Genomic DNA, 23,392 nt, shown 5'->3' on the forward strand with positions numbered 1-23,392 from the left:
ATTATGAAAAGCTTACGGGTACGATTTGCCATTGGGTTCTCTATACTTTTCACGGTTTTTCTTGCCATCGCGCTTATGATCGTTTATTTTTCATTTGCCGATTTCAGAAAGGAAGAATTTTACAAAAGAATAAAGGACCGGTCGCTTACTACCTTTAAGTTTTTGATAGAGGTTGATCAAATTGACCTTGACCTGTTAAAGGTAATTGATAGAAATACCCTTAATAGTCTTTATAATGAAAAGGTGATCATATTTGAAGGCAGGCAGGTTATTTATACCAGTATCGACGATATAAAAATTAATTACGACCATTCGCTGCTGGCAAGGGCAAAGTTGGAGAAGGAGGTGTTCACTACAAAAGGTACCGATGAGCTGGTGGCCATTTATATAAATCAGAATAATAAGGAATACACCATTTTAGCCGAAGCGTTTGATAAGTACGGCCGTAGAAAAATGACCTTCCTGAAATGGGTAATGATCATTGTTTACATTGCTGGTTTAGTTGTTGGCTGGACGGCCACTTACTTTTTTGTAAAAAGGGTGATCTCGCCACTTGAGTCTTTAAAAAGCAATCTGCATAATATCAACTCCGCCAATCTCGATATCAGGTTAAAACAGGAAGCGCAGGGAGAGGAGGTGAATAGCCTTGCTGCCAATTTTAATCAAATGCTGGAGCGGTTACAACAATCGTTCAGCATTCAAAAAGACTTTGTTCATTATGCCTCGCATGAACTTAGAACGCCGCTTACGGCAATGATTGGTATAACGGAGAATGTGCTTGCCCAGGACCTTAACGCCAAACAATACCGCCAGGCGCTGGAGCAATTATATCAGAAGCAACAGAACCTTACCGATATAACCAATTCGTTATTGTTGTTAAGCGATTATAAAATAATTACCGAAAGAGAGTATCCGCAGGTGCGGTTAGATGAGTTGTTGTTCAGGTCGGTAGAAATTATTCAGGCTTTGTTTCCCAACTCTATGATTGAAGTTAATTTTGATGGGGACGCTGCTACCGAGGAATCGCTGATGGTGAATGCCAATGTGCCGTTGCTTACGATGGCGTTCAATAATCTTTTAAAAAATGCCTTGCAATATTCTTCCGATAAAAAAGCCATTGTTGTTATTCAGTTATTAGAGGGGGAGAAGAAGCTCATCTTTAAAAATGTTGGTACTCCTTTATCACTAATGGAAGAACATATGTTGTTCACGCCTTTTTACCGGGCCTCAAATGCCACTGCTACCCGGGGCAATGGGCTGGGCCTGCCATTGGTAAAACAGATTGCAGAATTGCATAAGGCTACTGTTACTTTTTATAGAGAAGAGGAGTTTAATGTGTTTTGTTTTTGTTTTGGAGCATGATAGTGAAATGGAAACGGCACGTGAAACGGTAAACGTGAAACGTGAAAGGGCTCGCAAATTTCCCAGGTTCCCTTACGAACTTGCGCCGCCCAAATTTATTACCGGTCACCGACAAAACGCGAGCCTTGTAATTGGGCGTTTGCCGTTTCACGTTTCACGATTCGCAATGCCACTCACCATTCACCATTGACCATTCACGAGCCATTAAGCCTCTTTTAAGGTTACTTATATTATTTTGCCCGCAACGCTACGCTTATTTAAGTCGTATTTTTTTAAAGGGTTAACTAAAACGCCATGGGCCTTTTTGCTCATGGCGTTGTTTTTTTACTTGCCCGCCGAAGCCTTGGCGAATGCGGGGTACCAAAAGCAAAAAGGACCGCCTTTCAGCGATCCTTTTGCTCTCAATTGTTATATCTGTTGTTGATTAATAGTCGGGCATTTTGTACGACACCCATAAATAGTGTCTATTTAAATAATCATCGTATTTGTTTATCACAAGCATCACCCCATATTTACCTTCCGGTGTTTTAAAGAAAACAAAGTTACCAGCTTTAAGTTCCGGGCTGCTGGTTTGGTTTATGGCAACTGCTTTTGCTTCCGCTTCAATTTTAGGGCCGGTATTGAACCTGGTTTTCCAGGTATCGGTACTACCCGATACCGGTGCTGAAAACAGCGTGACTCTTTTCGTTGGCCAGGAACTGATATCGTATGGAGTGAAAGGAAGGGGATTGGCAGATAGTGAGTACATAAATGGATGCACTGTCGTGGGGTTTTCTGTGATCGTACAACGGAATCCAAAATCGATCTTCGCCGAATTGGCAGCCCCGCTGTTATAACTGTATAAATTGGGGCCGTCAAAACCTGCGGAAAGATAGCAGGGTTCATTTTTGGTTGTGTCGGCCATATATACTTTAATGTTTGAGTAGTACCTTAAATCCGAAAGTACATGGATGGTAATTCTTTTATAACCATCGCCTAAGTATACCCCTTCCTTATTTAGAGGCCAAATACGATAAGAGGTAATGCCGGCGCCAAGGTCTTTGGCGAGGAACTTGAGTGATCCGGAATATACCCTTCTTTTACCATTATCGGTGATGGCGGTTTTTGTAAGGGTATTACCGCCGGTTTTGTTCAGCACTACCGTGTACATATCTTCATCGGGCGATTCAAGTGTATAGTCAATGGTCACTGAATCTTTACTGGTAATTTCAACTTCCGAGTTTTCATCCAATGCAAAAGGAGCCTGGCTTTGGAGGTTAAGTTTTACGTTATACATGTTCATAGCGGTTGGCGCTGTCTTTTTGCACGATGCAAAGATCCCCAGCAGCAAGACCGATAATGAAGCTATGGTTGTGTTTCTGATTTTCATACGTAGTTAATTTAAAGTTGCCGGCAATAATTATTCACTCAGGGGGTCAAAGGTTCCGCCATCCCAGCCAACGGTTTGATCTAACAGGGGCGATGAGTTCAGGAACTGGCTGCTAAGCCCAAACCAATAATAGGTTTGCGGTATGTTAAAGTCGACATTGCCTGTAGGTACCTGCCATGTGTATCCTTGTTTGAAATGTTTAAGGAAGGAAGCCTTGTTGTACATGTTGATCGTATCTCTGCGCAACGTTTTGGGATCGGAGTCAAGCGGTTTTTCCAGATCATCAGTAAGCTTCGCAACAACAGGGTCTATTGGTTTCATTGCGGCAATACCTCCCCGTAGTAAATGCAAACGTCTTGTTCTGCGCAGGTCGTCATTTCTTTTGCCTTCAAATGCAAACTCTACCATGCGCTCATTTATAATAAGATCACGCATTTTGTCCTGATCATCTGCGAAGCCAAGGCCATAATCTTTATCACCTTCTACTATGCCGGCCCTTACTCTGATCTTTCTTACCAGGTCTTTGGCGAGCGACAGTTTGCCGGTTTCATTGGCGGCTTCTGCATAGTCGAGTATTAACTCAGCGAAACGATATTCAATCCAGTCGAATCCATTGCCGCCTAAGTCGTTAGCTGTCGCAACATTTGTTTTGGGCATGGTAGTGTCAGAGAACTTTCTAACATAAAAGGGCTTGGTCGATTCAGCTACACCGCCATACGTGGCCTTGGCATAGGTCCATTGTTTTCTTTTTTCATTAGCACTCAGTCCCCATTTGGCGCCGTTCCATACGATGGTGGCGTCGAACCGTGGGTCTCTGTTTGCCCAGAACAGTACATCGTCATAAGGGTAAGTTGCGCTGCTTCCTGTAGTTGTAGCAGGATACCCGTCTTTCATGGTGTAGGCATCTATCATTTGCTTACTGGGGTTGTACCACTCCTGGGGGCTGCCGCCTTCTGATGATGGCCGGCTGTTTTGTTCCACCTTTTGAAACTTTTTAGGTTGACTCGGTGAATAAGACCTTACTATAATGGCCTCGGTTTGGTCTTTCCCCTCGGTTATAAAGATCCTGCCATAATTTGACATCAGCTTATAAGGACCGTCGCAGGCTTTGTAGGCTGTTTCAATTGCGGCAAATGCTTTATCCCATCTGCCGGCATCCCCGTTTGGGTTGAACAGCGGGCTTGCCCACCATTTCAAGGCCTGGGCCTTAAGGCACAGTACCTGTAATTTGTCGATCTTACCTCTTTCGATAGCAGGGTCATACGTTACACCTTCCAGGTTTACGATGGCAGAATCATAGTCTTTAAGAATCTGGTCGAACATGGTATGGGCTTTCTCGCGGCCGCCAAGGTTCAGGTTTTGGGGATCCTGCGGTTCCAGCACCAATGGCATGCCGCCATATATTTTGGTAAGGCCAAAGTAATTCATGCCGCGTAAGGCATAAAACTGGCCCAGCAATTTTTTCTTGGTTGCTTCGGGAATACCGGTACTGCCGGGCAGGTTTTTAATGGCTATGTTACATCTGGCTACGTCGAAATACCGGTTTTCGCCATAGTTGTTCCCAACGAATTTGAAGCCCATATACTTGCAATCGTTGGCCTGAAGATCGTCGACAGTGAGTTTTAAAAACTTCTTGGATACGGTTTCGGTAGCTGAATAAACATTTTCATCACTCGCCAGGTGCATGGCAAAGCTGTTGATTGTATACTCATATGGAAACAGGGGCATAATGAACTGATAGGTATCGTTCAGAAAGTATTGCACAGCTGCTTCCTGCTGCCAGATTTGTGGGTCCATTTGCATCGGGTCCCTGTAAGTCACCAGGTCCTCAACCTTTTTACAGCTGCCCAATGATGTTAGTGCCGCTGCTGCTATTAACAGGGATATATTTTTAAATGATAACTTTTTCATAAACATTTTTTTTCCGGTTACGTAACAATCGTTTTTAGAAACCAAGGTTCAGGCCCGCTGATATGGTCCTTAACGTAGGGTAATCATAAATGGATGATGAATAAGGATCTTTATATTTTAAAGGATTCTTCAACACGAACAGATTATTTCCGGTAAGCACAAACCGTACGCTGTTAAGGCCTATATAACGAACCACATTTTTGGGTGCTGCATAACTGATCGTCATATCATTTACCCGTATCATGGTGCCGTTTACCGCCCAGAAGTCAGATTCTGTACCAATGAACGGGTCGTCAATTCTTGGAAGACGGGAGTTCGGGTTCTCGGGTGTCCAGCCATCTGTCCACCAAGCCGGCACGTTCTTTATGTCGGTTGGAATACTTTTTCTGGCTTTGGAATCATAGAATACTTTTCCCCCAATTCTGGCAGCTATGTTTGCGCGCCACTCCCAGTTTTTGTAAGAAAGACCAAGCTGAATACCGGTAGAAAGCACTGGGTCAATACGTTTGAACATGGTTGTTTTATCATCTGCGGTAATTTGACCATCGCCATCCAGGTCATGGTAATACAACATGCCGGGTTCGGGTACCATTTTATTGATGGTATAGCCCGGGTTTTTACTGAGGAAAGCGTCTACTTCTTCCTGGCTGCGGAAGATACCGGCAGCTTTCAGGCCAATGTTGCTGCTGTTATACGTGCGGGGATCGGTGCCCAACGTATAGGGTAAGTCCTCAAGCGTTCCCTGGTCCCAAATTTCGAATTTGTTGTAAAACATTTGAGATATTACTGAATTACCGAATGAGAAGTTCATTCCGGCTTTCAATTGCAGGTCTTTTGCCAGGTTGGCGTGGTAAGAGATGCTGTATTCTGTACCCCAGTTATAACGTATGATGTTATTCACTACAGGAGCGGCAAAACCGGCATACATCGGGTACATTTCGTTGGCTCCCTGATCGAAGATATCATAACCGTAGTTCTGGAAGGCATCGAAGGTGAGGCTCAGCTTATTGTTGAACAGCGACAGATCGACACCCACGTTTACGGTGCGTTTCTTTTCCCAGCTAATATCGGGGTTGGGAACCACATCGGGCCTGAGACCGGTTACATAGGTATTGTTATACAAATAGGAGCCTACATTCACTATATAACGCTCCTGCCAGAACCTGTCGTTAATCCGGTCTTCACCGGTAAGACCAATATTTGTACGCACCTTCAAATAAGTAATATAAGGTACCTTATCAAAGAATTTTTCTGAACTTATTACCCAGCCGGCGCCAAACGATGGGAATACGCCCCAGATATGATTGGCCGCAAAGTTGGAAGAAGCATCTGCACGGGTTATTCCATCGAGGGTGTATTTGCCTTTATAGTTGTAGGAGAAGCGGCCAAAATAAGATCGCTTACCCGATTGGGTAGCTGAAGGTCTTTCAGTAATCGGCGTCTGGTCAAATGCCCAGAAGAAAGGATTATCGGGCACCTGTTGTTTTTGATAATAATAGCTCAGGCCTTTGCTCCGGCTTTCACTTTGTTCGCCGCCGGCCATAATACTAAAATCATGATCGCCGATCTTTTTCTGATATTGAACAGTGAAAACTACGCGGTAATTGCTGTTCTCGTTTTGGCCCATGGCTAAACGGCTCTTATCACCGCCATATATTGCTGTTTCGCTGGCTGATGAAGGCCGGCCGGTGGCCGGGTCAATGGGCAGGCTATCGCTGTATAAGAGCAGGTTATTTCCCTTGCGTGCAAAATTATATACCGTAAAAGGAGGGGTATAGGTTTCGTTTCTTGTATTGGCGCCTTGTTGTGAGGCCTGAAACTTCGCTGTCAATCCTTTCAGAATGCCGGTTTTGGGCGCCCATGAAAGGCTGGCGTTAATACCATAGCTCCTTGTTTTACTTTCATCATAATAACCTGAATCGCGCATCGCAAAAGGATTGCCGCTAAATTTATTGCCGGAATTAGCATAGTTTACAGGTTTGTCGCCGATCATAATGGGCGTCCAGCGGGGTACCTGTATCAGGTTCTCGAGGAAGGCCTGATCTTTTTCATCCCAGGGGTTATGGCTAAAGCGCACATTATTGTCAACGTTGGTCAATATTTCGGCGCTTAGGCTGTTGGTCAGTTTAGCGGTTATGCCCGAACGCATGGTGAACCGGTCGTTCTTTAAACCTGCATAGTTGGCATTCTGGTTTTGGTAGCCGCCGCTTAAAAAGTAGGTGACATTATCACCGCCGCCTGAAACGCTCAGGCTATGGCGTTGGGTAAGCGCCGGCTGCCACATTTCATCGAACCAGTTATAGTTGGGCATGGTGCGGATATACTCGAGGTCCTCCGGAGAGAAAAACTTATCATAGGTCTTATTGCTTGTTTTATATGTTTCATTCAGCAACCGCGCATGTTCGTATGCACTAAGCATTTCGGGCTTTTTGGTGGCATCGGCAACGCCGGCAAAGCCACTGTAACTGAGTTTGGGCGCTCCGGCCTTACCTTTTTTGGTGGTGATGAGTATTACGCCCTTAGCACCGGAGGCGCCATAAATAGCAGCCTGGGCATCTTTCAATACGGTAATGTCCTCTACCATGGTTGGGTCGAGGTTATCGAAAGTCTGCTTGTTCACTATCATATTATCAATTACATACAAAGGCTCATCAGAGCCACCAACCCTTGATGCGGCATCTGAAGCAAAGGCATCCCGCACGTTCAGGGTAATGGATGCGCCGGGCCGGCCCGATGCAGCGCTTACGCCCAAACCCGCTATACGGCCGCGTAAGGCGCCGGCAATGTTTTGAGCCGGAATATCTTCTATTTCCGCGGCTTTGATAGTAGCCACCGCACCGGTGAGCTTCGACTTCTTTTGGGTGCCGTAACCAATTACAATTACGTCATCCATGTCTTTGCCACTTGCGGTAAGTTGTATATTAAATACAGATGAAGTACCCACTTTTGTTTCATAATGCAGGTAACCCACAAAGGAGAAAACGAGCACTGATTCAGCACCCTCAACGGGTATTGTAAATGTACCCTCGGCGCTGGTGGTAGTGCCTACGGAAGTTCCTTTTACTTTTACACTCACATCCCCAAGGGGTCTGCCATCCTTGTCGGCTACGCGCCCACTCACGGTTTTGTTCTGTGCAAATGCAAGCATCGTGAAGAACATGCTTACCATCCACAACAGTAGTTTAGGTCGGTGATTTCTGTTCATTTGGTTTAGTTTAATTATTATGTATGTAGCTGCCTTAGAAATGTCTGCGTATTTAAACCTGGCATTGCCTGCCCGTTTGTTGGTAATTGCCCAACACGTACATGCATATGCCTGTATGCCAACTGTGAATTGTTTGCTGTAAATAAAAACCTGGTCAGAAATTAATTGCCTAACGACAATGCCATCCGATGCCCGGTTGGTCGGTGACCAAATGAGGCGCCGGTGAATGCAACATGGTTGCCCGTAATATCAATGCTGATGAAAAATGATAAAGGTGAAGTGTTCGCTTCCTGACCAAATAATAAAGTCTGTGTGTAGAAGATCGTTCTTCTCATATGGGTGTAATCGTTTTGGTTGAAATGGATAAATACCGTTTCTTTTAAAGTGCTGTTATTTTATCCTTTCTGTAAATCGTTTGATTGATTCGGGATCAACTGCGGTAGAAAATGGTCAGACTGCGGTAAACCAAGATATAAACGCAAGAAGAGATCACAAAAGTATGATGAAGATATAAAACTAAAGTACAAATTCTGGTAAAACAGGTTTAAAAATTGGTATTATCTGTATTACGCTTAGAGAAGATAGTGATTATCTGAAGCTTATCTGTTCCTGAAAAATTTTATGTAGTTGTAAATAATTAAAAGGAGAATGGACACTTATTTAAATAACAGTAAGATATACCATTATTTCAGTTATTAATGACATTGAATAGTGCAATGATACTTTATAATTTAGTTGCTCAGATGTATGACAATTGCGTTGCCAAGACTGCGATGGTGCGCAATTGTTATAACTGATGTCACATGATCGTTGATGCAATATTAATTGTATCAGTAACCATATCGCTATATTGATTGCCACAATGAATGATCACATTATTACACATGGTGTGATTGATTGTAGTAACTGACTATTGCCTTGCCTTTCCGGAAATTTCTTTCCCGGACAGTGCTTTATTTATTATCAATCTTCACTGATAAAAGACTGTCCTTTTATTCAATAAGTTTGATGGTAGATCATCTTTTATCACAGCTATATAGGATACGCTGTAATACTCTTCGTTTCTGATAACACAAAGAAACTTTGAACGGTTGTTATGTTGGGTAACGTTGCCAGTTTGTTGCGATAGAAATCGTGATAAGCATCCATGTCGCTGGTAGCAATACGCAATATAAAATCGAATGTTCCCGTCATTTGAAAACATTCCATCACTTCGGGAAAACGCGAAACCTCTTTTTCGAAAGTTGCCAGGGTTTGTGCTGTATGGTCATTTAGCAAAACCTGTGAAAAGGCAATCAATCCCCTGTTTATTTTTTTACGGTCCAACAGCGCCACTATCTTCTTTATATAGCCCTGCTCCTTTAACTTTCTTATTCGTTCATGAACGGTAGCTACTGATTTATCGAGCTCAAAGGCGATCTCCTTGTTTGTAAGCGACGCGTCTTTTTGTAACAAACGTAAAATTTGGAGGTCAACTGTATCTAAATCGGCCATTTGCATATTGAAAAAAGTATCGTTGTTAGGTATTTAAACAATCTGTAATCCGAATAAAATTAAGAAAAATGGGGATGTTGCCAGAAAATTTATGGAGGAACGGTAATCCTATTGGAAATAAAAAGAAACTTCTTCAATTTTAGTTGCAAGTGCGGCCCGGTTGGACCCCTGGATCTTGAGATTTGTTTGGAACCTGGAATTTGAGATTTGGAATTTGTTTGGAGCCTGGATCTTGAGATTTGGAATTTACCTTTTTCATTTCATTCTAAATTATTGCTTATGCGTTTTACAACGAAAGTATTTTTCGCTGCAGTTTTTCTATTGTCATCGCTTAAAGGAAGCACCCAAATACTGAAACCGGTTAAGTGGAGCTATGGAGCCAAAAAGATCAGTGCTACTGAAGCAGTGGTGTTTATTAAAGCTAACATCGATGGCGGCTGGCATTTGTATTCTCAAACCGTTGCTGAAGGTGGTCCGGTTAAAACAACATTTACCTTTGCGCCCTCTAAGGAATATACATTGAATGGAAAAACCCAGGAACCAACGCCAATTGTGCGCAACGAGCCTGCCTTTGATATGAAAGTGGCCTTCTTTGAAAAACAGGTGATCTTTCAACAAAAAGTAAAACTGAACAAACAACAAACTACGGTAAAAGGTAACGTGGAATATATGACCTGCAACGATGAAAAATGTCTTCCACCCGATACGCAGGAGTTCAGCATTCCCATTAAGTAATCCACTATTCAACCGCTTATGTGTATACGTATTACCTGGCTGAGCGCCCTGTTAACTATATTGCTTTTATGCACTGGTGTATCTGCTGGTTTTGCCCAGGACACCGTTTCTACCGATGATGTAATGTTTACGCCTATGACCGATAGTGCGTCAACAGAACAGGTTCAACCGGTAACTGCAACCAAAAAGGATACGGTAGCTGTAAAACCGGCTGTTATAAAAAGTGCCGATGCCGCAACACCGCAATCATTGTGGTCTGTTTTTATTGCAGGGCTGTTAGGTGGTTTTGCTGCAGTGTTAATGCCCTGTATTTTTCCTATGTTACCAATGACGGTTAGCTTTTTTACAAAGGGCTCGCCAGGTAAAAGCGGGGTAGGCAAGGCTTTTATATACGGGCTGAGCATCATTGTTATATATGTGTTACTGGGGTTACTAATAACCCTGTTGTTTGGCGCCGATGCGCTCAATGATCTTTCCACGAACGGTATTTTCAATTTCTTCTTTTTCCTGTTACTGGTGGTATTTGCCGCTTCTTTCTTTGGTGCTTTTGAAATTGCCCTGCCTTCGAGCTGGGTAAATAAAATAAGCAGCAAGTCGGGCGGAAGCGGTCTTGGCGGTATTTTTTTTATGGCGGCAACTTTGGCGCTTGTGTCGTTTAGTTGTACCGGGCCAATTATTGGCACCCTGCTGGTACAAACAGCTACAACCGGTGCTTTACTGGGCCCCGCAATTGGGATGTTTGGTTTTTCACTGGCGCTGGCGCTGCCATTTACTTTATTTGCCATGTTCCCTTCGTGGATGAATTCATTGCCCAAATCGGGTGGCTGGTTGAACAGTGTAAAAGTATCATTGGGTTTTCTTGAACTGGCGTTTGCACTAAAGTTCCTCAGCAATGTTGACCTCGCTTATCACTGGAAGTGGTTCGACAGGGAAGTGTTCCTGTCGCTGTGGATCGTGATCTTTGGTTTGTTTGGTTTATACCTGTTGGGAAAACTTCGCTTTAGTCATGATAGTACCGTTTCACCTATAACTATACCTCGTTTATTTTTAGCGGTTGTTTGTCTTTCTTTTACCGTGTACCTGGTGCCTGGCCTTTGGGGTGCGCCGTTGAAAAGTGTGAGCGCTTTTCTGCCGCCTATGTCGAGCCAGGATTTTGATCTGTCATCGGGCAGTAGCCATGAAAAACAACCGGTGAACACCGGTACACGTAAGTACACTGATCTGTTTGAAGCGCCAAAAGGATTTCAACCGTTTTTTGATTATGATGAAGGTATAGCCTACGCTCAACATGCAGGCAAGCCGGTGATGATAGATTTTACCGGCCATGCCTGTGTGAACTGCCGTAAAATGGAAGCCAATGTATGGCCCGATGCAGGCGTGAACAAATTGATCAACGAAGACTATGTGTTAATTCAGTTGTATGTTGATGATAAAACCAGTTTACCCGAAACCGAGCAATTCACCAATGAGGAAGGACGCCGTATAAAAACCATTGGCAACAAGTGGAGCAATTTGCAAACAAGCGCTTTTAAAGCCAATTCGCAACCGTTTTACGTATTGCTCAACCCCAACACTAAACAATTGCTGACCCAGCCGCAAGGCGCCGATTATGATGTAGAACGATATAAGGAGTTCCTGAAGAAAGGCCTGGATTCTTATAACAGCAATAACTAGAAATACAAATTTGGGGATTTCGTGATTTAGGGATTTCGCGATTTATCGCGAGGCTGAACTCAAAACAAATCCCGAAATCTCAAAATCTAAAAATCAGAAATCAATCATGATGCAAGCAATATATTTCGACAATGCCGCTACAACCCCGCTCGATGAAGAAGTGTTAGAGGCCATGTTACCTTATATGAAAGGTACGTTTGGCAATCCTTCTTCTACTTACTCTGTAGGCAGAATGGCCAAGCTGGGTGTTGAAACAGCCCGTAAAAAAGTGGCCCAGTTACTGGGTGTAACGCCTTCGAGCATCTACTTTACCAGCGGTGGTACCGAAAGCAATAACACAGCTATTGCATCGGCCGTACGCGACCTGGGCTGTACGCATATCATTACTTCACCCATTGAGCATCATGCGGTGTTGCACACTGTTGAATATTATAGCCATATCAATAAAATTCCTTTTTCGCTGGTGGCTTTAACAAAAAGCGGCGAGGTTGATTATGCCAACCTCGAAGAACAATTGCAAACCCTTACGGCCGAAGGAAAGAAGGTGTTGGTTTCACTAATGCATGCAAACAATGAAATAGGTACGTTGTTAGATGTTGCACGTGTTGGTGCACTCTGCAAACAATACAACGCCATCTTTCATTCAGATTGTGTGCAAACCGTTGGACATTACCCGTTGAACCTGCTGGAATCCGGCGTGCATTTTATTTCAGGCGCAGGTCATAAGTTTCATGGTCCCAAAGGTGTTGGTATGTTGTATGTGCACAGCGATCTGCAAATAAAACCACTGCTCTATGGTGGTGGTCAGGAACGCAATATGCGCGCAGGTACCGAAAACGTATATGGTATTGTTGGTTTCGCCAAAGCCCTTGAACTGGCTATGGCAAAACATGCTGAAGAGAGCAAATACGTTGCCGAGCTGAAAGCATACATGAAACAAAAGTTAATGGATGCAGTTCACGGTGTGGGTTTTAACAGTCCCGAAAATTCATTGTATACGGTATTGAGTGTTTGCTTTCCCAAAACATCCAACGGAGAATCGTTGTTATTGGAGTTGGATATGGCGGGTATTTGTGTATCGGGTGGCAGCGCCTGTAGCAGTGGTGAAAACAGTGGTTCGCATGTTATAAGGGCCTTGCAAAAGAACGATGATTGCAATACCATTCGTTTTTCATTCAGCAAGTATAATACAACAGCAGAGGTTGATAAAGTAATAAAAGTGTTACAGGAACTTTTTAGTTTGCAAACAGTATAGTTTCGCTGAAGTAGGAGGTAGGAAGTATGAAGAGTCTGAAATTCGTAGTTTCCGGCTAATGGCATCAGGAAGTCAGAAGTCGGATGTTTGAGGGTTGAAGCGAGGCTTAAAAATTAGTTAGCCTCATACTTCTTACCTCTTACTTCATACTCAATAGGTGAAATTACTCTCGTCTTAATAAGGAAGTTAAAATTTAGTAGTGAGGATCATGAATATAATAGCGGCGCCGCCGGTGCCTTTTATATACTCCCTGATGAATTTGGTGGCCTCTACCAGTTGATTGCTCACCGTGCTTTTGCTGATGTTAAGCTTTTGAGCAATTTCTTCATAGCTCAATCCCTCCATCCGGTTCAGTAGATAAATTTTCTTTCTTTGTGGTGGTAACAGTTCAATAGCCTGGTTAATGAGATGCATGCTTTCGCGAAAGTCGAGCGTTTCTTCAACAGGATTGGTTGTTGTTGCCTGTTGAACCTGAAGCCACAGGTTCTCCAGTTTTCTGCTATCACCGGCCATTTTTTTGAAATGATCATACAATTTATTGGCAGCCATCGTATGAAGGTACGATGTAAGATCTTCTATGTCGGTAGCCATTTCTTTCTTTACCCATAACTTCAGAAATACTTCCTGCACTATTTCTTCTGCAATTGATTCCGATTTTGCTTTTTTAACAACAAACATCCAGATGCGAGGGCTAAAATGGCGGAATATTTCAGTAAATGCGGCTTCATCACTTTGGGCAATCCGGTTCAATAGTTCCCTTTCCTGGAATGGTATGTTGGCTGGGCTTATCACTCACTGGTTTTATTTGTATAAAATTAACAAAACCTTCCATTTAAAGCTTTTTTGAAATTTTTTTTAAGCGTGAATAGTGTGATCATCTTTGGCAGTCGTCAATTATAGAGGATAGGTTTATCGAAATTGTTGTTATGAGCGAAAATCAATTAAAGCTGCAGTATTTACTGGAGCAACTTACAAATAACCAGATCAGCAGGACTGAATTTAATGAGCTGTTTACATTAGTGAACAGAGGTGAATATGAAGAAGATATAAAAGCGGTACTCATTGAAGGACTAAGGAATGAACCCCTGCCTGTAGCAATGGAACAGGAAAGGCTTAATACGGTCCTGAACAGCATAATAACAACCAGTCAGGTACAGGAGCAGGTAGAAGCGCCGGTTCGGCATATGATTTTCTGGAAGCGAATGAAAGCCGTTGCAGCAATCGTTTTGTTAGTTGGTGCAGGTATTTGGTTTGGTGTGATACGTAATACCCCAAAGGAAGTGGTTACAAATGATAAAAAAACTACTCTTACTAAGGACGTTGCGCCCGGTGGCAACAAAGCCATTCTTACATTAGGAGATAACTCCACCATTGTGCTCGACAACGCGGCCAATGGACAATTGGCGCAGGAGGGTACAACGAATGTAATGAAATCAAAAGACGGTATGATTGCATACTCCCCAACAGGGGGGGCGGGGCGGGGAGCCGTTTCCTGGAATACATTGACTACACCACGCGGCGGACAATATCAACTTGTATTGCCCGATGGAAGTAAAGTATGGCTGAATGCAGCATCTTCTATCAAATTTCCTTCTTTATTTACAGGGAATGAAAGAAAGGTGGAAATGACAGGCGAGGTTTATTTTGAAGTGGCGAAGAATGCGAAGCAGCCTTTTAAGGTTACCATCCCCGGAGGGGCTGCTGTTGAAGTATTGGGTACCCACTTTAATGTAAATGCTTATGATGATGAGGAGACAGTTAAGACAACACTGTTGGAGGGGAAAGTGATTGTGAAGTTAGGAGCTGAAAGTCGGAAGTCGGAAGTCGGAGGTCAGAAGTCGGAACAGTCGGTGGTCCTGAAACCTGGCGAGCAGGCTGTACTGGCAGAAGCCCATTCACCATTCACCACTCACCATTCACCATTCACCATTGACCATTCGCCAGACCTCGATCAGGTAATGGCCTGGAAAAATGGTTTGTTCCATTTTGAAAATGTAGATATAAAAACCGTCATGCGCCAGATCAGCCGCTGGTACGATGTTGAAGTGGAATATAAAGGCGCCATAAGTAATGAACCGCTTATAATAGAAATACCCCGCAATACTAATTTGAGCGATGTATTGAAAGTGCTGGAAACAACTACGGCGCTGAAGTTAAAAGTAGAGGGGAAAAAAGTGATCGTAATGTAACTAAGTAAAAACCAAATATATGCTTATGCCATTTGAAAGAACATGCTACAAAATTCCTCCTTCGTGTTTCACACCCGGGCTTAACTAAAAGACAACCGCCCCGATAGCCGTCGGAGCGGTCGAAGGTCCCGGAATGATCGGGACAGTCAGGTTAGCCAACAATGATTGTGTCTCTTATTGTTTAACCAAACAAATCAAAATTATGCATTTTACTGCATGCTGCAACCCCTTTTTGCGTAAAACAGGGGTTGGGCGAAAACTATTGCTTGTGATGAACTTCTTATCTGTTTTTCTACTGGTTGCCTGTTTAAATGTGACGGCCGGTGTGTACTCGCAAAAAGTTACACTATCGGGTGACAACATTCCAATAAAACAGGTTTTGAAGGAAATAAAAAAGCAAACCGGTTACACCTTTGCTTATCGCGGCGTGTTGCTGCAAAAAGCCGGCAAAGTTTCTCTTCATGTAACCAATGCTTCTGTCAGGCAGGTTCTGGATATATGTTTCCAAAACCAGCCGCTCACTTATGATTTCTTTAATAACAACATTGTGGTTATTAAAGAAAAAGAGGAACCTGCGCCAGCGCCAGCACCTCCCCCGGCGCCGCCTATAAAAATTAGCGGGAAGATCCTTTCAGAAACGGGCTCGCCATTGATGGGGGCCAATGTTCAGGAAAAAGGAAAAAGTTACGGCACCAGCACCAAAGAGGATGGGTCGTTTGATATTACTGTTGAAAGCCCGCAATCCGTTCTCATTATTTCTTATGTTGGCTATGAAACCCGGGAGATGCGGGTAGGCGATCAAACAGACATTACTATAAAACTGGCTATGTCTCCGCTCGCTATGAACGACATGGTGATCATTGGTTATGGCGCCAGGAAAAAAAGCGATCTTACCGGTGCCGTATCCAGCATTAAATCGGCCGATATAACTAAAATTGGCGGTAGTAATGCTGCAGAAGCGCTGCAGGCAAAAGCGCCTGGAGTGGCCATCCTTAACCAGGGCGGCCCCGGTGCGGCGCCCACTGTATTTGTGCGCGGATTGGGTACCAACGGCGATGCAAGCCCGCTTTATGTAGTGGACGGTATGATGGTATCGAACATCGCTTACCTGGCGCCCGGCGATATTGCTTCCATGGAAATTTTAAAAGATGCTTCTGCCACTGCTATATACGGTTCACGCGGCGCTAACGGCGTTATTCTGGTGACAACAAAAAAAGGCCGCAGTGGTAAACCGGTTGTTACATTTAATACTTCACACGGCTTTCAATTCCTTACCCGCAAATATGATGTGGCCAATGGCCGCCAGTATGCCGAACTGGTAAACCTTTTTAACACGAATGCGGGAAAAGCGCCTATGTACAACCTCGATACAATTGGGGAAGGCACCGACTGGACAAAAGAAGTTGTTCAAAAAGGTATCGTAAGCGACTATCAAATGGGCGTATCGGGCGGTTCGGATAACGTAAAGTATAATATCAGCGCTTCTTACCACAAGGAAGATGGAGTGATCAAATATACGAGCTTCGACCGTATAACATTACGCGCCAATAACGAATACAAATTAAATAAACGCCTGACGATGGGGCATAACCTTTCGTTGGCCGGTAGCCGCTATACCGGCACAGCCCAATGGAATGGCGGCCGTGGCCTGAACTCCATCTATCGCATTTCACCATTGTTAACCGTTCGTAAGGCCGATGGTTCTTTTACACCCGGTCAGGACCCCGATATCATTAATCCCTATGCATCTTTCTATTTGAACCAGGATGTAAGATCGAAGCCATTGCAATTTGTTGGCAATGCCTATATAAATTTTGAAATACTTGACGGACTTACATTCCGCAGCAGTTACGGTACCGATTTCACCCTGAATCGTATAGATGCCTATATTCCTGCTTTTAATATTTCAAGCCCCAATCAAATACAGGCCAGCAATTCAATACAAAACGCATACGAAACAAGATATACCTGGCTTTGGGAGAATACCCTTAATTATAACAAAACGTTTGGTCACGATCACCAGGTTGATCTGCTGGCCGGCTACACAGCGCAGAACTACGATTACAATACACTCGACCTAACCGGTTCGGGCCTGTTGTCAACAGATGACGATTACAGGTATATAAACGCACTGCCTACTACCAGCCTCAGCTGGACCAACAGCGCGAACCTGCCTTCCAGTGAATCAATTCTATCTTATTTGTTCAGGGCCAACTATACTTTTAAGAACCGGTACTTTTTAACCGCTTCATTTCGTGCCGACGGTTCATCTAAATTTGCCCAGGGCAGTAAGTGGGGCTCCTTTCCTTCTATAGCAGCCGGCTGGCGCGTATCGGAAGAAGAGTTTATGAAAAATGTCTCCTGGATCAACAACCTGAAATTGCGGGGCAGCTGGGGACAGATAGGTAATAACAAGATCCCGAACTATCAAACCTATAGCACCCTTACGCAGGATATGGTTTACTCAGGCGTATTTAACAGCGTGTTTTATAACAGTGCTACCATTACCGCAGCTGCCAATCCTGATATTACCTGGGAAGTAGCAGAGCAAACCGATTTGGGCGCCGAATTTGCCACATTCAACAACCGGTTGAAACTGGAAGTTGATTACTACAACCGGGAAACAAAAAATCTGTTGCTGCAATTGCCCATTCCCGGCGGCAGCACCGGTATAACTACACCTGCTTATACCAATGCTGGTACTGTGCGCAATACCGGTTTTGAATTTGTAGCAAGCTGGGACGATAAAGTAGGCGACCTCAACTATGGCGTTCGCCTTACCGGTAGCGCCAACAGGAATAAGATAATTGATTTCCGCGATCAAACGGTGTACACCGGTGATTGGATGGTGCCTTCAACACATATTTCAACAGAAGGCATGCCCATTGGTAATTTTTACGGTTATAAAGTAGCAGGCATTGCACAAAGTCAGGCCCAAATAGATGCCCTCAATGAAAATGCCGTTAAGCAATCAGGCGTTGCCGGTAAACAGTTCTGGAGCGGGCTGAAACCCGGTGACCTTATTTTCCAGGACCTCAATGGCGATGGCTTTATTGATGTAAAAGATAAAACAGATATCGGTTCACCCCATGCGAAATTTATTGGCGGCCTGTCATTAAATGCTTCCTGGAAAGGGTTCGATGCTGCCATTGACCTGATGGTAAGTTCTGGCGCCAAAATTTACAATGCCACCCGCAACCAGTTCCTGAGCTCTGGTCTTTCGAATATGAACGTTGAATGGCTCAACTCATGGACGCCCACAAATACCAACACCAGCATACCGCGTTATGCCGTGAATACGTCAACCTCGCAGCAAAGCGATTTTAATATTGCAGACGCTACTTATTTTAAAGCGCGTTATGTTGAATTCGGATATACGTTCAATAAAAGCGTAGCCAGCAAGATTGCAGCCAGTAAACTGCGGTTATATCTCAGTGCTACCAATCCTTTCTACATAACCAAATACAAAGGTTTTTCACCCGAAGTTTCCAATTCGTATGGTGTGTCAACAATGGGTGATGACTTCCGTACGTACCCTGTATCAGGAACCGTAAAGGCAGGGTTGAATGTAACTTTCTAACTATTACAAATTTTAATGTGCGAGCAATGAAACGATTAGCTTATATAAATATATTACTGGCCATTTGGGGAATAGTATCGTGCAGCAAAAGCTTCCTCGACAAAGCGCCGCAGGCAGTGCTTTCAACGGCCACCATTACCTCTGATACCACAACCCTGGGCATGGCCGTTAACAGGCTATATGGTTCACTGGCCTGGCGTGAATATACCCTGGGCCGTCAGCAGTGGAGTACGCATGAACTTTGTGCCGATGATTTCATTCCCGGCTCCGATGCTAACATGAATTTCTTTCAGAACTACAGCTACCTGGCAGACAATGGTTATGTTCAGCAATATTGGGACAGAACTTACCAGAACATTCATTACAGTAACGTGGTGATCGACAACGTAACAGCTGTGGCAAAGTCGGCGCCGGCTTCTGCGCTGTTATATGAGGCGCAGGCGAAATATTTTCGTGCCTACTATCATTTCGACTTAACGAATGTATTTGGCGATGCACCGTTACGCGACCATGATCCTTCCGCTGCAGAATATAATATTGCCAAAAGCCCGCATGCCGATATTATAAAGCTTGTTATTGCCGACCTGAAATTTGCAAGCGCTTACCTGCCTACGCGGCAGCAGTGGGGCACCAGTAATTTAGGACGTATTACCAAGGGCACTGCACAGGGTTTATTGGCAAAAGTTTATTTGTATGAACAGGATTATGTGAATGCCAAGCTTTATGCCGATTCGGTAATTAACGGTGGTGAATACAGTCTATACCCCAACTATCGGAATTTATTTAGTCCCGATCAGTTATACAGCTCCGAAAATATGATGCCTGGCGGGTACATTTTTAACAGTTCTATCTGGTCGGGCCGTTGGTATAATCCTTATTTGCAATACCAGGGTTTACCGGCATTTGCCAATGGGGTAATATATCCATCTGCTAACCTGGTAAATAGCTATGAAAGTGGAGATCCCCGTTTGGCAGCAACAATTTTTACAAAGACCGACTCAATTATTGGCTATAATAATAACAAACCGGTTTCGTTCCCGGCCGGCACCAACTATGCGAACAAAAAGGTTATCTGGCCTTATTCGTACTGGAACCAATCGAACTTTTCATTTCAGAATGTGAACCCAATGTTCCTGCGTTATGCCGATATTGTTTTGATAGATGCTGAAGCCAGCAACGAAGTGGGCAATACTGCCGATGCGCTTAAATATCTTGAACAGATCCGTTACCGCGCCCGGGGTAATATGAGCTTTGCCGCCACCGTGACAGCAGGCATGAACGGCGGCGCAGGCATTCTTCCCCAAATTACTTATAGCAGCAAATCGCAGTTACGTTTAGCCATTTGGCAGGAACGGCGAATTGAACTGGCATTGGAATTCAATCGTTGGTTCGATTTGGTGAGGTATAATAAAGTAGCAGCAGCCGATGGCAGCAATGGTACCGGATATACCGAAAACCTGTTGAAAAATGTGTATGGCCGAACTGGCTTTAGCTACGCTAAATTCAGCCGTTTCCCCATTCCGGCAACATATATCACTTCCTCCAACGGAGTGCTGGTGCAAAATGGAAATTGGTAGAAAATAGTTAGTCTCGGAGGTTTGACCGTGCCCGGCTTAGCCGGGACGGTCTTTTTTGTTTATGGGTATTTCAGTAAATTTACGATACTCAAATAATAGGAGAGAATTATGGAGTTCGTGGACTATTACAGTATACTGGGGCTTGATAAAAATGCTTCCCAGGAAGATATAAAGAAAGCATATCGTAAGCTGGCCCGTAAACATCATCCCGATGTGAATCCCAATGACCCGGCAGCCAGCAAAAAGTTTCAACAAATAAATGAGGCCAATGAAGTGTTGAGCGATCCTGAAAAACGAAAGAAGTACGATCAGTATGGCAAAGACTGGGCGCATGCCGACCAGTTTGAACAGGCAAGAAGATCGCAGCAACAGCAACCGTTTGGCGGGGGCGGACAGCATTTTTCATCAGAAGATTTTGGCGGCGGTGATTTCTCTGAATTCTTTGAATCGCTGTTTGGCGGACAGGGCCGAAGCCGTGGCGGGCGGTCGGCTAAATTCCGTGGGCAGGATTATGAATCGGAATTGAAAATAAACCTCACCGATGCCTATACAACGCATAAACAAACGCTTGCCATTAATGGTAAAAGCATTCGCATAACCATACCTGCCGGTATTGAGGATGGTCAAAAAATACGTTTAAAAGGCCATGGGGGCGAAGGGGTTAACGGCGGCCCGGCCGGTGACCTGTACATTACCTTTTCAATCATTAATAATACAGGCTTTAAACGTGTTGGTAATGATCTGTATCATACGCAGGATATCGATCTGTATACAGCGCTTCTTGGTGGTGAGGTTACGGTTGATACCCTCAGCGGTAAGGTGAAGTTGAAAGTAAAACCCGAAACACAAAACGGTACAAAGGTGCGCCTGAAAGAAAAAGGATTTGCTGTATATAAGGAAGAAGGGAAGTTTGGCGATCTGTATGTAACCATGAATGTTAAGTTGCCTACCAACCTTACCGAAAAACAAAAGGAATTATTTAAACAACTATCCGAAATGAAATAAATCACTTGCCATGAGTACCGGACATTTGATTGCCGTAAGCGAATTTTGCACCGCCCATCAAATAGAAATTACTTTTATAGAGTCACTGGCGCAGCAGGGTCTTATTACCATTGAAACGGTTAATGAACAACTGTCAATACAGGATACCCAGCTTCCTTCACTTGAAAAAATGGTGCGGCTTCATTACGATCTTGATATAAACCTGGAAGGTATAGAGACCATTGTTCATTTGCTCGAGCGGGTGGAAGCTTTACAACACGAAATGTATGAGCTGAAGAAAAAGATGGGTTTGTATGAGTGATGTAAAATAAAAGAGCCGTCCCATTGAGTGAGACGGCTCGCGAAGTATAGAGATGGGTTAATAAACAAAGGATCTGTTATTTGATAAGTTCCTGCAAGGTAGTATGTAATTCTTCACCGCGAATGTTCTTGGCAACAATTTTACCTTCCCTGTCTATAAGGAAGTTTTGCGGAATGGCTTTTACATCATATAATTTGGCAACTTCATTATCCCAGAATTTAAGATCAGATACATGCGTCCATTGTAACTGATCGTCATGAATGGCTTTTAGCCATTTTTCTTTTTGTCCTGGCCGGTCGAGCGAAACGCCAAGCACCGTAAAGTCTTTATCCCTGAATTTAGAATAGGCGGCTACTACATTGGGGTTCTCTGCCCGGCAGGGACCGCACCAACTGGCCCAGAAATCGATAAGCACATATTTTCCTTTAAATGAAGCAAGGCTAACCGGCCTGTCGAGCGTGTCGTTTTGCGTAAAGGCAAAAGCCGGCTGGCCTATTTGTAATTGTTTGGCTGTTTCAATTCGCTTACCAAAGGCAACGGCGGTTGGCAGTTTTTTAATGGCTGGTCCTAAAAGATCATAAACGGGCTTAACTTTTTTAGGATCTATTGAATAGCCTGAATATTGACTCAGCGCATATACGGCCACGGGTGAGGTTTTGCCGTTTTTAACCACAAACTCCTTATACACTTTTTCCTTTACCTGGTCGTCAAGCGCTTCAATTTGTTTAAATAAAGTCTTTTCTGTTTCCTTGTCCTTTTGCTTCCTTGCATTTCTTACCTGCTCATACAGCTTTTCAAACTGGCTGTCGTATGCATCCGCTTTGGCTTTCAATGCCAGGTAGTCTTTGTGTGTAGCAGAGCCCAATAACTGGGTGTTGCTTACCGAATCCTTCACTATGGCCGTAAGCTTCCCCGGTTCTATATACAGGCTGTAACTATCACGTTGATAATTAGAACGCTGTTTGTTGTCGTTAGGCACTAACCGAAGTTGTGCCAGAATAGGCTCGTCAATGGCGGTCCTGAAAGCAATAACTTTTTTATCATCTATGAGGGCGCTATCGGTAAACCTGAACTTGGTAGTGGTGTTGTAGTACGTGAAGAATAGCTTACCATCGGGGGCGTTCAGGTTCGAAATATCTACGGTAAGCGTCAGATTTTCTTTCTTTTTTTCGTTCTGGGCGTTGGCGTTTGGAATAAGGCCTGCAAGAAGGATAAGATGTAAGATTTTTAAATATGTCATCTTCATGGTTTCTGATTTAGCATTCTAAAGATAATAAATCTACGGCAAACCAGCCTATTAGGTTAATGGACTAAAAATGCAACGCGCAGGTAAAAAATATTTTAGAAATTCCTGTCACGTTTTTGTTGCCTGATTGGTTTTTAAATTACAAAAGCATTAAAACATGAAAATTGTAAAAGTAACTTACACCGTTAGCGCTGAATTTCTTGCAACCAATCAGGAAAATGTTAGGAAGTTTGTAAAGGATATAGAGGCATTGAACAACCCGGCCATCCGCTATATAAGCTATTTAGCGGCCGATAAAAAGACCTTTATACATATTGGTGCATTTGATAATGATGAGGCCCAACAACAATTTTTGGCATTACCCTCCTTTAAGTCATTTCAACAGCAAAGGAATGCCAGTGGGCTCGAAGCACCTGAAAATTTCGAGTTGCTTGAAGTGGTAGCGGCATCCTATGCTATATTTTAATTACTTTAAGGGATGATTATTGG

At 43.7% G+C, this 23,392-nt stretch carries 17 protein-coding genes; 10 read left to right on the forward strand and 7 right to left on the reverse strand.

The window, feature by feature from the left end:
• Nucleotides 1-3 precede the first annotated feature (3 nt).
• A complete protein-coding gene (locus GGD38_RS28990; RefSeq protein ID WP_375302760.1) occupies nt 4-1,362 on the forward strand; it encodes an ATP-binding protein in 1,359 nt (452 codons plus the stop codon).
• A gap of 424 nt (nt 1,363-1,786) precedes the next feature.
• On the opposite strand, the gene GGD38_RS28995 is transcribed toward GGD38_RS28990, so the two are convergent.
• The 5 genes from GGD38_RS28995 to GGD38_RS29015 form a co-directional block, all read right to left on the reverse strand.
• Nucleotides 1,787-2,731 (reverse strand): hypothetical protein, encoded by a 945-nt coding sequence (locus tag GGD38_RS28995; protein WP_375302759.1) that lies wholly within the window; start codon nt 2,729-2,731, stop codon nt 1,787-1,789.
• 30 nt (nt 2,732-2,761) lie between these two features.
• On the reverse strand, nt 2,762-4,642 hold the full coding sequence (locus GGD38_RS29000; protein WP_375302758.1) for a RagB/SusD family nutrient uptake outer membrane protein: 1,881 nt from the start codon (nt 4,640-4,642) through the stop codon (nt 2,762-2,764).
• Nucleotides 4,643-4,676: 34 nt separating this feature from the next.
• On the reverse strand, nt 4,677-7,847 hold the full coding sequence (locus GGD38_RS29005; protein ID WP_375302757.1) for a SusC/RagA family TonB-linked outer membrane protein: 3,171 nt from the start codon (nt 7,845-7,847) through the stop codon (nt 4,677-4,679).
• Between the two features lie 161 nt (nt 7,848-8,008).
• Complete coding sequence (locus GGD38_RS29010; RefSeq protein ID WP_375302756.1) at nt 8,009-8,182, reverse strand: hypothetical protein; 174 nt, start codon at nt 8,180-8,182, stop codon at nt 8,009-8,011.
• A gap of 697 nt (nt 8,183-8,879) precedes the next feature.
• Entirely contained in the window at nt 8,880-9,347 is a 468-nt protein-coding gene (locus GGD38_RS29015; protein ID WP_375303918.1) for an Lrp/AsnC family transcriptional regulator, read from the reverse strand.
• 273 nt (nt 9,348-9,620) lie between these two features.
• Here GGD38_RS29015 and GGD38_RS29020 point away from each other — a divergent pair, with 273 nt between their 5' ends.
• The 3 genes from GGD38_RS29020 (at nt 9,621) to GGD38_RS29030 (ending at nt 13,005) form a co-directional block, all read left to right on the forward strand.
• A complete protein-coding gene (locus GGD38_RS29020) occupies nt 9,621-10,076 on the forward strand; it encodes a protein-disulfide reductase DsbD domain-containing protein (protein ID WP_375302754.1) in 456 nt (151 codons plus the stop codon).
• Nucleotides 10,077-10,094: 18 nt separating this feature from the next.
• Nucleotides 10,095-11,750: a protein-disulfide reductase DsbD family protein gene (locus GGD38_RS29025; RefSeq protein ID WP_375302753.1), complete on the forward strand. Its 1,656-nt coding sequence runs from the start codon at nt 10,095-10,097 to the stop codon at nt 11,748-11,750.
• A gap of 106 nt (nt 11,751-11,856) precedes the next feature.
• Nucleotides 11,857-13,005 carry a cysteine desulfurase family protein gene (locus GGD38_RS29030; protein WP_375302752.1) on the forward strand — a complete coding sequence of 383 codons (1,149 nt, stop codon included), beginning with the start codon at nt 11,857-11,859 and terminating at the stop codon, nt 13,003-13,005.
• 186 nt (nt 13,006-13,191) lie between these two features.
• On the opposite strand, the gene GGD38_RS29035 is transcribed toward GGD38_RS29030, so the two are convergent.
• Complete coding sequence (locus GGD38_RS29035; RefSeq protein WP_375302751.1) at nt 13,192-13,797, reverse strand: RNA polymerase sigma factor; 606 nt, start codon at nt 13,795-13,797, stop codon at nt 13,192-13,194.
• 134 nt (nt 13,798-13,931) lie between these two features.
• Here GGD38_RS29035 and GGD38_RS29040 point away from each other — a divergent pair, with 134 nt between their 5' ends.
• From GGD38_RS29040 to GGD38_RS29060, 5 genes are all read left to right on the forward strand, one after another.
• Nucleotides 13,932-15,194: a FecR family protein gene (locus GGD38_RS29040; protein ID WP_375302750.1), complete on the forward strand. Its 1,263-nt coding sequence runs from the start codon at nt 13,932-13,934 to the stop codon at nt 15,192-15,194.
• A 271-nt stretch (nt 15,195-15,465) separates the two neighbouring features.
• Nucleotides 15,466-18,774: a TonB-dependent receptor gene (locus GGD38_RS29045; RefSeq protein WP_375303744.1), complete on the forward strand. Its 3,309-nt coding sequence runs from the start codon at nt 15,466-15,468 to the stop codon at nt 18,772-18,774.
• Between the two features lie 26 nt (nt 18,775-18,800).
• Nucleotides 18,801-20,351 (forward strand): RagB/SusD family nutrient uptake outer membrane protein, encoded by a 1,551-nt coding sequence (locus GGD38_RS29050; protein WP_375302749.1) that lies wholly within the window; start codon nt 18,801-18,803, stop codon nt 20,349-20,351.
• Nucleotides 20,352-20,459: 108 nt separating this feature from the next.
• Nucleotides 20,460-21,356 (forward strand): DnaJ C-terminal domain-containing protein, encoded by an 897-nt coding sequence (locus GGD38_RS29055; protein ID WP_375302748.1) that lies wholly within the window; start codon nt 20,460-20,462, stop codon nt 21,354-21,356.
• Nucleotides 21,357-21,366: 10 nt separating this feature from the next.
• A complete protein-coding gene (locus GGD38_RS29060) occupies nt 21,367-21,657 on the forward strand; it encodes a chaperone modulator CbpM (protein WP_375302747.1) in 291 nt (96 codons plus the stop codon).
• A 76-nt stretch (nt 21,658-21,733) separates the two neighbouring features.
• Here the strand turns inward: GGD38_RS29060 and GGD38_RS29065 are convergent, their stop codons facing one another.
• Nucleotides 21,734-22,897 (reverse strand): redoxin domain-containing protein, encoded by a 1,164-nt coding sequence (locus tag GGD38_RS29065; RefSeq protein ID WP_375302746.1) that lies wholly within the window; start codon nt 22,895-22,897, stop codon nt 21,734-21,736.
• A gap of 163 nt (nt 22,898-23,060) precedes the next feature.
• Between GGD38_RS29065 and GGD38_RS29070 the strand changes: the two genes are divergently transcribed.
• Complete coding sequence (locus GGD38_RS29070; RefSeq protein ID WP_375302745.1) at nt 23,061-23,369, forward strand: hypothetical protein; 309 nt, start codon at nt 23,061-23,063, stop codon at nt 23,367-23,369.
• Nucleotides 23,370-23,392 lie beyond the last annotated feature (23 nt).

The organism is Niastella sp. OAS944, assembly GCA_024809215.1.
GTDB lineage: Bacteria > Bacteroidota > Bacteroidia > Chitinophagales > Chitinophagaceae > Niastella.